14 protein-coding genes are annotated in these 14,169 nt (G+C 70.0%); 9 read left to right on the top strand and 5 right to left on the bottom strand.

The window, feature by feature from the left end; all coding sequences use genetic code 11:
- Nucleotides 1–99 precede the first annotated feature (99 nt).
- Nucleotides 100–2,319, bottom strand: coding sequence for a DEAD/DEAH box helicase (locus VIR15_RS01365; protein WP_331925674.1), 2,220 nt, complete (start codon nt 2,317–2,319; stop codon nt 100–102).
- Between the two features lie 285 nt (nt 2,320–2,604).
- The gene (locus VIR15_RS01360) at nt 2,605–3,333 is read right to left on the bottom strand and encodes a VIT1/CCC1 transporter family protein (protein WP_331925673.1); all 729 of its coding nucleotides are present in this window, start codon (nt 3,331–3,333) and stop codon (nt 2,605–2,607) included.
- 146 nt (nt 3,334–3,479) lie between these two features.
- Here VIR15_RS01360 and VIR15_RS01355 point away from each other — a divergent pair, with 146 nt between their 5' ends.
- From VIR15_RS01355 to VIR15_RS01340, 4 genes are all read left to right on the top strand, one after another.
- Nucleotides 3,480–4,217 carry a response regulator transcription factor gene (locus VIR15_RS01355; RefSeq protein WP_331925672.1) on the top strand — a complete coding sequence of 246 codons (738 nt, stop codon included), beginning with the start codon at nt 3,480–3,482 and terminating at the stop codon, nt 4,215–4,217.
- Between the two features lie 133 nt (nt 4,218–4,350).
- The gene (locus VIR15_RS01350) at nt 4,351–5,790 is read left to right on the top strand and encodes a sensor histidine kinase (protein ID WP_331925671.1); all 1,440 of its coding nucleotides are present in this window, start codon (nt 4,351–4,353) and stop codon (nt 5,788–5,790) included.
- Nucleotides 5,791–5,871: 81 nt separating this feature from the next.
- Nucleotides 5,872–7,887, top strand: a complete 2,016-nt coding sequence (locus tag VIR15_RS01345) for an ArnT family glycosyltransferase (protein WP_331925670.1) — start codon at nt 5,872–5,874, stop codon at nt 7,885–7,887.
- Entirely contained in the window at nt 7,884–8,318 is a 435-nt protein-coding gene (locus VIR15_RS01340; protein ID WP_331925669.1) for a GtrA family protein, read from the top strand. Before VIR15_RS01345 ends, VIR15_RS01340 begins: the two co-directional genes overlap by 4 nt.
- Before the next feature lie 105 nt (nt 8,319–8,423).
- On the opposite strand, the gene VIR15_RS01335 is transcribed toward VIR15_RS01340, so the two are convergent.
- Together VIR15_RS01335 and VIR15_RS01330 are read right to left on the bottom strand one after the other, a co-directional pair.
- Entirely contained in the window at nt 8,424–9,551 is a 1,128-nt protein-coding gene (locus VIR15_RS01335; protein ID WP_331925668.1) for an MBL fold metallo-hydrolase, read from the bottom strand.
- Between the two features lie 2 nt (nt 9,552–9,553).
- Nucleotides 9,554–10,882, bottom strand: a complete 1,329-nt coding sequence (locus tag VIR15_RS01330) for an MBL fold metallo-hydrolase (RefSeq protein ID WP_331925667.1) — start codon at nt 10,880–10,882, stop codon at nt 9,554–9,556.
- A gap of 204 nt (nt 10,883–11,086) precedes the next feature.
- On the opposite strand from VIR15_RS01330, the gene VIR15_RS01325 reads away from it, so the two are divergent.
- The 5 genes from VIR15_RS01325 (at nt 11,087) to VIR15_RS01305 (ending at nt 13,832) form a co-directional block, all read left to right on the top strand.
- Nucleotides 11,087–11,629 carry a toxin-antitoxin system HicB family antitoxin gene (locus VIR15_RS01325; RefSeq protein ID WP_331925666.1) on the top strand — a complete coding sequence of 181 codons (543 nt, stop codon included), beginning with the start codon at nt 11,087–11,089 and terminating at the stop codon, nt 11,627–11,629.
- Between the two features lie 43 nt (nt 11,630–11,672).
- Entirely contained in the window at nt 11,673–12,533 is an 861-nt protein-coding gene (locus VIR15_RS01320; protein ID WP_331925665.1) for a DUF4097 family beta strand repeat-containing protein, read from the top strand.
- Complete coding sequence (locus VIR15_RS01315; protein ID WP_331925664.1) at nt 12,530–12,781, top strand: hypothetical protein; 252 nt, start codon at nt 12,530–12,532, stop codon at nt 12,779–12,781. The genes VIR15_RS01320 and VIR15_RS01315 overlap by 4 nt, the downstream gene beginning before the upstream one ends.
- A 94-nt stretch (nt 12,782–12,875) precedes the next feature.
- Nucleotides 12,876–13,499 (top strand): FMN-binding negative transcriptional regulator, encoded by a 624-nt coding sequence (locus VIR15_RS01310; RefSeq protein ID WP_414654889.1) that lies wholly within the window; start codon nt 12,876–12,878, stop codon nt 13,497–13,499.
- A gap of 81 nt (nt 13,500–13,580) precedes the next feature.
- Nucleotides 13,581–13,832 (top strand): hypothetical protein, encoded by a 252-nt coding sequence (locus VIR15_RS01305; RefSeq protein ID WP_331925662.1) that lies wholly within the window; start codon nt 13,581–13,583, stop codon nt 13,830–13,832.
- A gap of 4 nt (nt 13,833–13,836) precedes the next feature.
- On the opposite strand, the gene VIR15_RS01300 is transcribed toward VIR15_RS01305, so the two are convergent.
- The coding region (locus tag VIR15_RS01300; RefSeq protein ID WP_414654887.1) for an NAD(P)/FAD-dependent oxidoreductase at nt 13,837–14,169 on the bottom strand (333 nt) is incomplete at its 5' end.

Genomic DNA, 14,169 nt, shown 5'->3' with positions numbered 1-14,169 from the left:
CCTGCCCGGCACCTGATCGAGTGAACAGCATGTGCGGTGATGCACCCCGAAAGCTGTTCACTCGATTGAGGAGGGGGCCGCTGCGCGGCGGTCAGGCGGTCAGGCGGTCAGGGCCTGGCGCAGCAGGGTCACCAGCGCGTCGAGCTGGACGGTGTCGGTGGGGGCCACCTCGACGTCGCTCCCATCGAGGGCCCGAGCGGCCAGACCCTGCTTCGCGTCGATCAACTCGGCGATGCGGGTGTCCACGGTGCCTGCGGCGAGGATCCGCCACGCCGTGACCGGCTCGTCCTGCCCGATCCGGTGCACGCGGTCGATGGCCTGCTGCTGCTCGGCCGCGGTCCACGACAGCTCGGCGAGCACGACGTTGGACGAGGCGTGCAGGTTGACACCGACCCCGGCGGCCAGCAGTGAGCAGACCGCGACGGCCACCTCCGGATCCTTCTGGAAAGAGTCGACCGCTTCCTGTCGCTGCTTGGTGGACTGGTCGCCTCGGATCGAAACCGTGCGCAGGCCCGCCTCGCGCAGCACCTGCTCCGCCTCGTCCATGACGTCGATGTGCTTGGCGAAGAAGACGACCTTGCCGACGGAGTGGGACAGCTGAGCAGCGTAGTCGGCCGCCAGTGTCGCCTTCGCCTGGCCGATGCGCCGCACGAGGGTGAAGACGTTCTCACCCGTGCCCTCGCCGGACGGGGCCTTGAGCTCGGCCGCCGCGACGCGGCGCATCAGGCCGGCGTCCGGCTCGCCGTCGATCTCGTGACCGTGCCCCTCCGCGAGCTGGGCCCGGTAGCGACGGGCGAGGCGCTCACCCAGAGCGCGCTCGGCCCGCTCGATGGAACGGCCCGCCTCTCCGTCGAGTTCGACCGTGATGTCGGCGATCCGCTTGTCCGGCAGGTCGCTCGCGACGTCAACCTTGCGCCGACGAACGATGCCCATGTCGATGACGGCCTGCCTGGCCTCCGGATAGAACGCCCGGTCCATCGGTGTGTAGCCGGTCCCGTCGAGCCGCCGGACGATGTCGCCGACCGGCTTGCCGTCCTTGATCCAGCCGAGGAAGCGCCAGATCGCGTCGAAGTCCTTGACGTCGTTGATCAGGGGCGTCCCGGTGAGGGCAAGGAGGAGCGGGTTGCCACCCGGTGTCGTCTCTCGGAGCCGGTCGGCGAGGGCGAGGACCTGCTGCGACCGCTGTGACTGGAGGTTCTTGATGAAGTGCGCCTCGTCGACGACCATCGACCGGAACCCGAAGGTGGACAGCCACCCGAAGTGGCGGTCGAGGATGGCGTAGTTGACGACGAAGACATCCGCGAAGGCGTCGACGTCCTCACCGTCACCGTGGATGATCGTGACCCGGCGCTGTGGGCTCCAGCGCTCGACCTCGCGGGCCCAGTTGATCTTCACGACGTTGGGCACGACCGCGAGCATCGGATAGGCGTTGGCCACCGAAGCGGCCAGCACGGACTGCGCCGTCTTGCCGAGGCCGGGCTCGTCTGCGAGCAGGAAGGTCCGGTGCCCCTGCTGCACCGCCTGGAGGAAGCGGGACTGGTGCACCATGAGCTGAGAGCCGGGTGGGGAGATGCGGTCGATGCGCGGCTTGGGCGGCAGCTTCATCGTCGCGGCCTCGCCACCGGAGCCTTGCTCGAAGGCGCGGTACAGGGGGTCCAGCAGCTCCCAGTTCGACAACCGCCCGACGTAGTCGTGATGGTTCGCCTTCGACAGGTCCGGGGCGAGGAAAGGGTTGGCACGGGTGCGCGCCGGGACCGCCGGGGGAGTGACCTGCTTGGCCGCGAGCTCGGGAGGCATGACCTGCGCGACCGGCTGGGACCGGGTGATCACGAGGTCCTCCGGGGCGAGCTCGGCGCCCGACTCGAGGAGCCAGTCGCGGCGCATCTGCTGGGCGGCCGGGCCGGGCTTGGCAGCCGGGTCGAGCAGTGCCAGCAGACTGGTGTCCCGAGCCGCGATCTGGGCCAGGATTCCGGCGATGCCGTCGAGGCGCTTGAGCAGGTCGGCCCGCGTGCCGGCCGAGACCGAGGAGTCGTCCTTGACCCTGGCCCGCTCCGCGCGCATGAGAAGGGCGACGACCTGGAACTTCGTCCGGTTCGTCGGGGTGGCGCGCCCCTTCGAGGCCACCCGGGCCTCGACCTCGCGCACTCGACGGGCGAGGATCGGGATGATGGGAGCCGGGTCGTCGTCCCGTTGGGTTGACCGGCCGCCCCCGCGTGGGGAACGTGCGGCACCGTTGGAGCGATCGGCGCTGTCAGTGCTGTTGGCGCTCGCAGCTCGGTCAATACCATCACTCGAACGGTGACGGACTCGCGTGGGCATCTTCCTCCTGGTGATGCGATGTCCAGGCCGGTCCAGCGGGCGCGGCCCCCGACGAGGGAGGTCGTGCGCATGGTCCGGCTATCGGGCGCTCAATGCGATCCCGATGTCCGCCCGTGCGTGGATGTCAACCTCAGCGACTGCTGCGGTCGGGGCCGAGTGGCCGGAACTGCCGACGTCCACGCTGTTGGGACGGACCGAGTTTACCGTACCCACATGGCCACGGAAGACGAGGTGCGCCGGTGCCCAGGGCACGCTCGGCGGGACCGAGCCGGCGAGCCCGCCGCTTCAGACGAGGGCGGTCCCGATGAGGGCGCCGATGAGGTAGGTGATGCCCATCGCCAGTAGGCCACCGGAAACGGTGCGGAGCATCGCGCGCAGACGGGGACTGTGCCCGAGCTGTGCGCTCACCAATCCGGTGAGGGCCAGGGCGACCATCACGCTGACGACGGTGACCCAGGTGCGCAGCGAGGCAGGACTGAACGTGATGGTCAGCAGCGGCAGGAGCGCCCCCACGGTGAAGGCGGCCATCGACGCCCAGGCCGCGTGCCATGGGTTCGTCAGGTCGTCCGGGTCGATGCCCAGCTCGGCTTCGGCGTGGGCGCCGAGCGCATCGTGCGCCGTCAGCTCCCGGGCCACCTGCTCGGCGAGCGACCGGCTGATCCCCTTGTTCTCGTACAGCTGGGTGAGCTCCTCGAGCTCGCCCTCGGGGTCCTGCCGCAGTTCCCAGCGCTCGAGCCGAAGCACTGACCGCTCGGTGTCCCGTTGGGTGCTCACCGAGACGTACTCCCCGGCGGCCATGGAGATCGCTCCCGCGACGAGCGCGGCTATGCCGGCGATCATGATCGAACCCCGGTCGGCCGTGGCTCCGGCCACACCGACGACAACGCCCGCGGTGGACACGATGCCGTCGTTCGCTCCGAGGACGGCGGCGCGCAGCCAGTTGAGCCGGGTGCTCAGACTCTCCCCGTGGGGCTCGTCGTGGTCGTCGAGCTCGTCGACGGGTGGGTTGGCCACCGCCCGATCGTGGCACCTCCCCTCGCGGCTGTCACTTCAGCTGCTCTGGGACGTCGCTGCAACGACCGTGACTCGACAGCAGAGCCACAGGAATGGCACAGGAAGGTACTGGTCAAACCACAGGGCAGCCGCGTTCCATTGGATACATGAGCAACCAGAGCAAGACCGCCGCGCCGAAACTCCAACGCCTCGACGGCTCGCCCGTGCGGGTCCTCGTCGTTGACGACGAGGCGAACCTCACCGAGCTGCTCGGGATGGCGCTGCGCTACGAGGGCTGGGAGGTCCGCGCGGCCGGTTCCGGGATGGAGGCGGTGCGCACGGCCCGAGAATTCGACCCGGATGCTGTCGTGCTCGACATGATGCTGCCCGATTTCGACGGTATGGAGGTTCTCCGCCGGATGCGATCCGAGAACCCCAACGTGCCCGTGCTGTTCCTCACCGCCAGGGACGCGGTCGAGGACCGGGTCTCCGGGCTGACGGCTGGCGGCGACGACTACGTGACCAAGCCGTTCTCCCTGGAGGAGGTCGTGGCTCGGGTCCGCGCACTCATGCGCCGGACGACGGTGGCCGTCAACTCCAGCGACTCCGTGCTCGTGGTCGGGGACCTCACCCTCGACGAGGACAGTCATGAAGTGCGTCGGGCGGGGGAGGAGATCCACCTCACCGCCACGGAGTTCGAGCTGCTGCGCTACCTCATGCGGAACCCGCGTCGGGTCCTGTCCAAGGCGCAGATCCTCGACCGCGTCTGGAACTATGACTTCGGCGGGCAGGCCAACGTCGTCGAGCTCTACATCTCCTACCTCCGCAAGAAGATCGACGCCGGCCGGGATCCCATGATCCACACGATGCGAGGTGCCGGTTATGTCCTCAAGCCAGCAGTTTGAGGTAACTGTCCCCGAGCCCGTACACGCTCCACGCACTCCGGGGTCAGGCGACGGCCCGCCCTCGTCGACCCCGACTCAGCCTCCTTCGCTGGTTGACCGCGCGAAGGAGGCCTTCGCGCGGTCGCGGGGCGATATGCGACCGCCCTCGTCGTGGACGCTACGGACCAAGCTCGTCGCCTCGATGCTCGTGCTCTTCACGCTTCTCAGCGTCGCGACGTCGGTCTTCACCATCACGGCCCTCAACCAACACCTCGTCTCCCAGATCGACGAGCAACTCGGTGCGTCGATAAAGATTCCGCGCCAGCCCGGCGTGACCGAACTCGGCGAGGAGGGGGTGGGACCGGGGACCGGGCGTCTCGAGGCGCAGTTCCTCGACAATGGCCAGCAGTTGGGCTACCTGGAGTCATCCGGCAAGCGGATGGCGCTGACGTCCGCGCAGCTCGCCGCGATCGAGAGTGCGGTGACCGGAGAAAGGCCGCAGACGATCTTCGTCGCCAATGCGGGCCGGTTCCGAGTGCTCGCGAGCGACGTGAACTTCTTCGATCCAGCGACGCGAGCGCCCTTGGGACCCGGCACCCGGGTCGTCGGCCTCTCCACGGGGCCGACCGACGCCACGATCAGCCGGATGATCCTCATCGCCATGGCTGGGGTGCTGGCCGGTGTCCTGCTCGTCGGCAGCATCGGGACCTGGATCGTGCGACGCAACCTCGACCCGCTTCGGCGCGTCGCCGATACCGCCACACGCGTCTCGAGGATGCCGTTGCACACCGGTCAGGTGGCCCTGCCGGAACGCGTCGCCGCCGAGTACACGGACACCCGCACGGAGGTGGGTCAGGTCGGGGCTGCCTTCAACGAGATGCTCGACCACGTCGACGAGGCCCTCAACGCCCGTCATCGCAGCGAGCAGCGGGTCCGACAGTTCGTCGCGGATGCCTCGCACGAGCTGCGCACTCCGCTCGCCTCGATCAAGGGCTACGCGGAGCTGTCCAAACGCGAGACGAATCCCGTCCCCCAGTCGGTGACACACGCCATGGGACGGATCGAGTCCGAGGCCGGCCGAATGGGCTCGCTCGTCGAGGATCTGCTCCTACTGGCTCGCCTCGACGCGGGTCGCCCCTTGGACGCCGAGTCGGTCGATGTGTCGATGCTCGTGGTCAACGCCGTCAGCGACGCCCATGCCGCTGCGCCGTCGCACGAGTGGAAGCTCGACCTGCCACCGGATCCCGTCGAGGTCCGTGGCGACCCTGCGCGCTTGCACCAGGTCGTCACGAACCTCCTCGCCAACGCGCGCACGCACACCCCGGCCGGAACGCGTGTGACGACCTCCGTTCGCCCCGAGGGGGAATGGGTGCGCATCGCGGTTCACGACAACGGGCCCGGAGTTCCGACTGACCTGCAGCCCAACGTCTTCGAGCGGTTCGCCCGAGGCGACAACGCGCGGAGCCGGGCTGGAGGCAGCACGGGTCTCGGCCTGTCGATCGTCGCAGCAGTCACTCGTGCACATGGCGGCAAGGTCGAGATGTCGAGCGCTCCCGGGGACACGACGTTCGCCCTCCTCTTGCCATCCGCCTGAGTCAGGATCAGGGCGCGAGTCTCTTCAAGGCCTCAGCCGTGCCACAGCGATGGCACAGTAGGGCGCCCGAGGTTGGGAGCCATGGATGCCATGGCACTGACCTCGACCAGGCCCTCTGTCGTCACCGCGCCGTCGGAGGTGGTGCCGGAGCCGGCAAACCCGGCTTGGGTGCGGCCCACGCTCCTTGCCCTGCTCGCGGCAACGCTCGCGCTCTACACCTGGAACCTCACCGCGAGCGGTTGGGCGAACTCCTTCTACACCGCTGCAGCGCAGGCCGGTAGCGAGAGCTGGAAGGCGTTCTTCTACGGCAGTTTCGACGCCGCGAACGCCATCACTGTGGACAAGCCGCCGGCCTCGCTGTGGGTCATGGGCATCTCGGTCCGACTCCTCGGGCTCAGCCCCTTCGCCATCCTTTTCCCGCAGGCCCTCATGGGGGTCGCGACTGTCGGTGTCGTCTTTGCGACTGTCCGGCGGCACTTCGGACCGGCTGCTGGCCTGCTTGCCGGGGCCGTTGTGGCACTGACGCCGGTCGCGGCGCTCATGTTCCGATTCAACAACCCGGACGCCCTGCTGACACTGCTCATGGCGCTCGCGGCCTGGGCCCTGATGCGCGCGGTGGAGGCGGCCTCGGCTCGGTGGATGGCGCTCGTCGGAGTCTTCATCGGCCTCGGCTTCCTCACCAAGACGCTGCAAGTGCTCCTCGTCGTGCCGTTCCTCGGCATCGCTTACCTGGTGGCTGCTCCGACGTCGCTGCGGCGGCGGATTGGCCACTCGCTCGTCGGACTCGGCGCTGCGGTGCTCTCCGCTGGATGGTGGGTCGCCATCGTCGAGCTCCTTCCGGCGAATGCCCGTCCCTACATCGGCGGCAGCCAGACCAACTCCTTTCTCGAGCTGACCTTCGGCTACAACGGCTTGGGCCGGCTCAGCGGCGAGGAGGCGGGCTCGGTCGGTGGCGGCAATGGATGGGGGGCCACCGGTCTCACGCGCATGTTCGACGGCGGCGTCGGTGGCCAGGTCTCCTGGCTCATTCCCAGCGCGCTGGTCCTCCTGGTTGTCGGCCTGTTCCTGCGCGGCCGTCAGCCGCGGACGGATCTGCGTCGGGCGGCCTACCTCGTCTGGGGCGGCTGGCTGGTCGTCACCATGCTCGTGTTCTCGCTCATGGCCGGGATCTTCCACGAGTACTACACGGTGGCTCTGGCGCCCGCGATCGGCGCGCTCGTCGGAATGGGAGCCATCGAGGCATGGGAGCGCAGGGGCTCGTGGGTGGGCGCAGCCGCCCTGGGCCTGGCGACAGCGACGGCAGCGGTCTGGGGTTTCGTCCTCCTGTCCCGGACGTCCGCATACGGCGACTGGCTACGGTTCGGTGTGCTGGTGGTCGGTCTGCTCGCGGCGTTCGTGCTGCTCGGGTCGAGGGGTCTGTCGGTCAAGGTGTTCACCGGGGTCGCGGTGGCTGCGGTCGTCGCGGGGCTGGCCGGACCGGCTGCCTACTCGCTGACGACCGTGTCGGAGGCGCACACCGGCTCGATCGTCATGGCCGGCCCGGCGGACGCCACCCGTGGGGGTGGGCTGCCGGGCTTTGGTGGAGCGCGAGGCCCCCAAGGGCCCGGGGGGCCAGGGCTCGGCGCGCCACCCTTTGGCCGTGGCGGTGGCTTCGCGCCGTCCCCGCAAGGTGGCCGCGGCGGGGTTGGCGGTCTGCTCGACGCATCCACACCCAGCACGGCGGTGGTCGCCGCGCTGTCGGAGGACGCTCAGTCCTACACCTGGGTGGCGGCCGCCGTCGGCTCGCAGAGCGCAGCCGGCCTCCAGATCGCGACACAGCTGCCGGTCATGGCGGTCGGCGGATTCAACGGCTCGGACCCGAGTCCGACGCTGGAGCAGTTCCAGCAGTACGTCGCCGACGGCCGGATCCACTACTTCGCTGGCGCTGGCGGCGGCTTCGGCGCGATGGCGCAGATGGGCGGCAGCTCGGCGAGCTCAGAGATCGCCGCGTGGGTGCAGGAGAACTTCCAGAGCGTCACCATCGACGGCACGACGTTCTACGACCTCACCCAGCCGCTCAACGGTCAGGTGGTCGCCGACCCGGGGATCGCGACATGACCGCCGTCCGCGAGGCTGCGCCAGTCCGTCGGGGGAGCCTCGCGGGCCAGGTCGGCCGGTTCGCGGTGATCGGGGCGCTGTCGACGGTGCTGCACCTCGGACTCTTCGCGTTGCTCGTCCGGGCGGGGATCGGGGCCCAGCTCGCGAACGGCTCGGCGCTCATCATTGCCACGATTGCCAACACGGCGGCCAACCGCGCATGGACCTTCGGAGTGACCGGACGTGAACGCATGGTCACGCATCACGGTCAGGCGCTCGTGGTCTTCGGGATCACCTACGTCGCAACGACCCTCGCGCTGGCCATCCAGCAATGGGTAGCGCCGGACGCGGGCACCTTGGCACAGACGGCGGTCGTCGCCGTCGCGAACGTTCTGTCCACGGTGCTGCGCTTCGTCGCCATGCGTCGCTGGATCTTCGCCCAGCAGCCGTGAGTAGGTTCCGGGGCTGGGCAACGAAGGTTGCACACGACTGATCTCCCAGCCCCAGGCCATCGTGTACGTGGCCCGGAAGCGAGCCCAGCGGCATACGGCCCGATGTCAGTCTTGGTCCTCGGGGGCGGCGCACGACTCCCACCACGCGTCAGTGTGTGCTGCCACGTCGCCGACTGCCTTGTCGGCCAAGGGAACTCGGGCTCCCGGCCGGGGCGTCAGCAGGTGGACCGTGTGCTCGGTGGCGCAGCGGCGGGCCCAGCGGATCGGCTCGCTCCACCAGTGCATGGCGAGGTTGAAGGTCGCCCAGTGCACCGGCAGGAGGACAGACGATGTCGCATCGCCGCGGTTGACGTCGAGGTGCGCCCGCACCGCCTGAGCTGGGTCGAGATGGATGTCGGGCCAGTGGTCGCTGTAGGCGCCGATGGGGATGAGGGTGAGGTCGAAGGGGCCGAGGTCACGGCCGATGTCCTCGAACCGGTGCGTGGGACCGGAGTCACCCGCGAAGTAGACGGAGTGCGCCGGCCCGCGCAGCGCCCACCCCGCCCAGAGCGTCTGGTTGCGCACCAGGCCACGTCCGGAGAAGTGCCGGGCCTCAGTACAGGTCAAGACGACGTCGCCCACAGTCGTCGTCTCACGCCAGTCGAGCGCGGTGATGCGCTCCGTGGGCACTCCCCAGCACTCGAGGTGCAGGTCGACACCGATCGGCACGACGTAGTGCGGGTGGTGGGAGCGCTCGAGCTCGGCGATGGTCGGCTCGTCGAGATGGTCGTAGTGGTCGTGGCTGATGAGGACGGCGTCGAGGGGCGGCAGGTCAGCGACGCGGCACGGATTCGGGTGGAGCCGGCGAGGACCGACGCGGCCCGACGGCGAGACGCGCTCCCCGAACACCGGGTCGAGCAGGAAGCGGTGGCCGTCGAGCTCCACGAGGCTCGTCGCGTGGCCGAGCCAGGTGACGGCGAGGTCGGCGGCGACCTCCGGCCACGACGGGCGCTCGATCGGGATGCGGCCGACCGGCCGACCGCGGCCCCGTGCCCGGTAGGCGGCGACGGCTGGATGACCGAGGCCCTCGCCCTCCGGTGCGGTGACCCAGTGCGTCGGCTCGTGGGACCGGAACTGGCCGTCTCGATAGTTCGGCGACCTGGCGGCCCGGGCCCGCATCGTCGAGGACGACGCGCCGATCCGGCGCAGCAATGCCACTCGGCTCGTGGACGCGGTCGCCGCGGCTCTCAGCATGCTCACACGTCACGGTAACCCGAGTTCTCCTCGGCCGAACACTCCTTCCACCAGGGCTGGGCGTACTTCGCCGCCATGACATCGGGCTCCGCCTCGGTCAGGTCCACGCGCTCGCCGAGGCGGGGTGCGATCAGCGGCACGCCGGCCTTCTCGGCTGCCCGTCGCACGCGTCGCATCGGCTCGGCCCACCAGTGCATCGCCAGGTTGAAGGTCGCCCAGTGGACGGGGAGCATGACGGATGTCGCGGCGGCCGTCCTCGCCTCCCGCTCCGTCGGCGTCGCCTCCCCCTCCTCGTGGGCCCCGCCCGGGGTGTCGATCCGCTGGTCGCCCTCGATGAACTCGTCGGCAACCCCGGCCTCGTCCGCCGTCACCGCCTCTGTGACAGCGCCGATCCGGTTGACGTCGCGATGGGCGGCCACCGCCTGCTCGGGCTCGAGGTGCAGGTCGGGCCAGTACGGGTCGTAGGCGCCGATCGGCAGCAGGGTGAGGTCGAAGGGCCCGAGGTCGGCCCCGATGTGGGCGAACCGCTTCGAGGTGCCGGAGTCGCCGGAGTAGTACGCGGAGTGCCGTGGACCATGGATGGCCCAGCCGGCCCAGAGCGTCTGGCTGTCGACGAGGCCGCGACCGGAGTTGTGCCGCGCCTCGGTGCACGTGAGCTGCACGCCGGCGACCTGCGTCGACTCGCGCCAGTCGAGCGGCGTGATCCGGTCCTCAGGCACACCCCACGCCATGAGGTGGAAGTTCACCCCGAGCGGGACGACGTAGTGCGGCTGGTGGGTCCGCTCGAGCGCGGTGATCGACGGCACGTCGAGGTGGTCATAGTGGTCGTGCGAGATGAGCACGACGTCGACGGCGGGCATGTCCTCGATCCGACCGGGCACCGGGTGGAGGCGCTTGGGGCCCAAGCGATTCGACGGCGAGACCCGCTCCCCGAAGACGGGGTCGATGAGTAAGCGAGCGCCGTCGAGCTCGAGCAGGGTCGTGGCGTGGCCGTACCACGTGACCGCGAGCTCGCCCGCCTGCTCTGGCAGGACCGGCCGGACACGCGGGACCTCCCCGACCGGGCGTCCGCGTCCGTGCACCCGGATCGACGCGAGCAGCGCGCTCGTCTGGGCTCGGAGGCGCGGTCGCAGGGATGGCTCGTCCGCCTCGAACCGGCGATTCTTGAAGTTGGGCGAGTCGCGGACTCCCGGGACGATCGCCGCCGGGTCGGCGCCCATGCGGTGCACGATCCGGAGGAACTCGCGGGCGCGCGACCGGCTCGAGAGGCGGGCAATGGCTCCGGAGATCGCTCGGACGGCGGCTCGGTCGGACGTGGCCAGGCTGCGCATGTCACTCCTTGACGTCAGGGGTGGCGCAGCAGGTCGGTGCGGCGCTTCTCCATTGTGTGCTGGTTCCGTACCCGCACTCAGCCATCCCCTCAATCGAGTGAACACCTTTTGCGGCCCGGAAGTTGTTCACTCGATTGGGGTTGGCGGCGTGGTGGTGTCGTAAGGGTGTTGACATGACATCACAATGATGTCAGTGTGGTGCACATGGACATCACAGAGTACGTGGACGCACTGCGTCAGGACCTTGCGCGGGCGGCCCGGGCAATGGGCCACGAGACGGAGCAGGCCGCGGAGCGGCTCGGCGTCGCCCTCGACTCCAGCGTCCGACTCGCCCTGATGGACGCGCTGTCCCACGCGGCGGCCGAGATCACGAACGAGCTCGACGGAGTCTCCGTCGAGGTCCGGCTCCAGGGCCGTGAGCCGGTCTTCGTCGTCGTCGGAGCCGGCCCGTCGGCCGTCGCGGACGACACGACCGCCATCCGCACGGAGGACACCGCGGCAATGCCGCTCGACGAGGACGGCGAGACGGCGCGCATCACCCTGCGCATCCCCGAGTCGCTCAAGGCCAGGGCCGAGGACCTCGCAGCCGGCCGTGGACAGTCGCTGAACACGTGGATCGTCAACGCGGTCCGCATGGCAACCACGCCGGGCATCAACATCAACATCGGCGGTCAGTGGGGACCGGGTCCCGGTGCCCCGGGCCGCAACCGCTCGTCCAACAAGCGCGTCCAGGGCTGGGTCCGCTGACGCGGGCCCACGTCGAAACGACCAGACCAGCAAGGAATCCATCATGAGCAACTTTGAGAAGCGTTTCGAGACGACCGGCCCGATCAACCTCAAGGTCGAGCAGCTCGCGGGAGACGTGAAGCTGACCGTTACAGACGAGCCCGTGACGACCGTCCGACTGATCCCGCACGGCCGCTCGGGTGATGAGCTCGCCGAGCGCTACACCGTCGAGGCCCGGGGCAACGACGTCGTCGTTCTCGCGCCCAAGAAGGACGGCTTCCTCGGGCTCTTCAAGGGATCCGTGGACGTCGAGGTCGACCTCGCGGCCGCAAGCACCGTCGACATCCGCACGGGGTCCGGGGACATCGAGGGCCGGGGGCGCCTCGGGGACGTCCAGGCAGCGACTGGATCCGGCGATGTCGCGTTCGACCAGCTCGGCGGCGCCGAGCTCAAGTCCGGCTCCGGCGACATCGCCGTCCAGGTCGTCGATGGCGAGGCCCGCGCCAAGACCGGTTCGGGCGACGTCAGCGTCGGCCAGGCCAGCGGGCGGCTCGACCTCATTTCCGGCAGTGGTGACATCGCCATCCGCAGGGCTGACGCGGGTGTCAAGGCCAAGACCGGTTCCGGCGACGTCGTCGTCAGTGCCTCCATTGCCGACCTTGAGCTCATGACCGGCACGGGCGACGTCAAGCTCGGCGCCGTCCACGGCGGGGACATCAAGGCGCGGACCGGCACGGGCGACGTCGTCATCGCGGTGGCGGCGGGGGTGGCTGCCTACCTCGACCTCAACACGGTCACCGGCGATGTCCGGATCGACCTCGAGGACAGCAACGGCCCCGGTGATGCCGAGGCCCAGACCAGCCTCGCTGTCCAGTCGGGCAGCGGCGACATCCACGTCAAGAGAGCGCAGGTGAGCCTGACATGACAACCTTCCACGATTCCCAGCACGTCCGTCCGATCCTGACGCCGCAGGAAGCCATGGCCCGCGACCTCATCATCGACCAGGTCGCCCTGCAGCATCGGGTGGATCGGGTGGCCCGTCCGGTCCGGCGGCACACCCGCACGGCGCTCGTCCTGCGCCGACTCGCGGCCCGCCTCGACCCGGAGCCGGAGCCGACGAGTGCGCCTCGTCCTGCGTGGACGCCGAGCCGCCAGCTTCGGGCATCGCACTGAGGACCGGCCGCCGCGGTGCCTCCACGATCGCGGCGGTCACCACAAGGACCCCGGCGTGTTCGCCGGGGTCCTTGCGCGCGGTGACAATGGTCCGGTGTACGTGCCGCACTTCAATGCCATGGCAGACGCCGAGACCGAGGCCTTCCTCGCCGCCCATCCGGCCGGTCATCTCGTCACTGTCGGACCGGACGGCCGACCCGACGCGACCCTGCTGCCGCTCATTCTCGACGAGGGCCGGGTCCTGGCGCACTTCGCGCGGGCCAACGACCACTGGCGCCGGATCGCACCCGGCTCGGCCGGCCTCGTCGTCGTCGCCGCGGCGGACGCCTACATCTCTCCGAGCTGGTACGCCTCGAAGGCAGAGCACGGCCGGGTCGTGCCGACGTGGAACTACAGCGAGGTCCAGCTGAGCGGCACGGTCACCGTGCACGACGACCCGGACTGGGTCCGCGACGTCGTCACGCGACTGACCCACCGCCACGAGGCTCACCGCGCCGAGCGGTGGGCGGTCACCGACGCCCCGGAGCGCTACGTCACCGGCCAGCTGCGGGCGATTGTCGGCGTCGAGTTCGCCATCGAGAGCGTCTCGGCCAAGGCGAAGCTCAGCCAGAACCGGTCCGACGCGGACCGGGAGGGCGCGATCGCCGGCCTGTCGCGGGAACCCGGCCACGCGGCGCATGACGTCGCCGACGCGATGCGAGCGGCCCTCGGGGACTGAGCTCAGCGGCATACGGCATCTCATGTGCGGTTCAGCGAAACGGCACAGAAACGCCACAGCGCACGTCGCGAACGTGGAGGCATGGACACCACAGCACGCAGGATCGGGCGGGGCCTCGGCGCCGTCGTCGCCGTCGCCTTCGTGGGGACCGCCGCGCTCGGGGCGGGCCAGGCGCGGGCCGCTGGGATCTCAAGCGGACTCACGTATGCCGCTGAGCCGGCTCCCAGCCCAGCGCCGCCTCCGCGCCCTGCCGCCGATCCGGCGAACCTCCCCCCGGCGACGACCCTGGCGGTCCGCTACGCGTACCGGGACGGCGAGCTCGTCGAGCTCTGAGCGCTCAGCCCGCCGGCTCCAGCCACGCGTGCACCAGCGGTACGACGGACGCGCCCTCGCCGCTCGCGGCGGCGACGCGCTTCATCGAGCCGCTCCGGATGTCGCCCGCGGCGAAGATCCCCGGCACGGTCGTCTCGAGGCTCCCCGGCGGCAGCCCGTCGCGCCAAGCGTCCTGTGGCACGTCACGGCCGGTGAGGACGAATCCACCTGTGTCGCGGGCGATGCCAGGTGGGAGCCAGTCGCAGTACGGCTCGGCGCCGAGGAGCAGGAACAGGCCACGGCAGGGGCGACGGGCCTCGGTCCCGTCGACGGTGCTGCGCACGGTGACCCAACCGAG

The sequence above is a fragment of the Intrasporangium sp. genome (assembly GCF_036566125.1).
Lineage (GTDB): Bacteria > Actinomycetota > Actinomycetes > Actinomycetales > Dermatophilaceae > Intrasporangium.
The sequence above is the reverse complement of the archived record's forward strand: the minus strand, read 5'-3'. Positions and strand labels throughout refer to the sequence as shown.

Coding starts and splice junctions, on each gene's coding strand:
- VIR15_RS01315 (WP_331925664.1), top strand. CDS start 12,530: ATGACAACCTTCCACGATTCCCAGCACGTCCGTCCGATCCTGACGCCG.
- VIR15_RS01345 (WP_331925670.1), top strand. CDS start 5,872: ATGGATGCCATGGCACTGACCTCGACCAGGCCCTCTGTCGTCACCGCG.
- VIR15_RS01355 (WP_331925672.1), top strand. CDS start 3,480: ATGAGCAACCAGAGCAAGACCGCCGCGCCGAAACTCCAACGCCTCGAC.
- VIR15_RS01340 (WP_331925669.1), top strand. CDS start 7,884: ATGACCGCCGTCCGCGAGGCTGCGCCAGTCCGTCGGGGGAGCCTCGCG.
- VIR15_RS01365 (WP_331925674.1), bottom strand. CDS start 2,319: ATGCCCACGCGAGTCCGTCACCGTTCGAGTGATGGTATTGACCGAGCT.
- VIR15_RS01305 (WP_331925662.1), top strand. CDS start 13,581: ATGGACACCACAGCACGCAGGATCGGGCGGGGCCTCGGCGCCGTCGTC.
- VIR15_RS01350 (WP_331925671.1), top strand. CDS start 4,351: ATGCGACCGCCCTCGTCGTGGACGCTACGGACCAAGCTCGTCGCCTCG.
- VIR15_RS01325 (WP_331925666.1), top strand. CDS start 11,087: ATGGACATCACAGAGTACGTGGACGCACTGCGTCAGGACCTTGCGCGG.
- VIR15_RS01320 (WP_331925665.1), top strand. CDS start 11,673: ATGAGCAACTTTGAGAAGCGTTTCGAGACGACCGGCCCGATCAACCTC.
- VIR15_RS01335 (WP_331925668.1), bottom strand. CDS start 9,551: ATGCTGAGAGCCGCGGCGACCGCGTCCACGAGCCGAGTGGCATTGCTG.
- VIR15_RS01330 (WP_331925667.1), bottom strand. CDS start 10,882: ATGCGCAGCCTGGCCACGTCCGACCGAGCCGCCGTCCGAGCGATCTCC.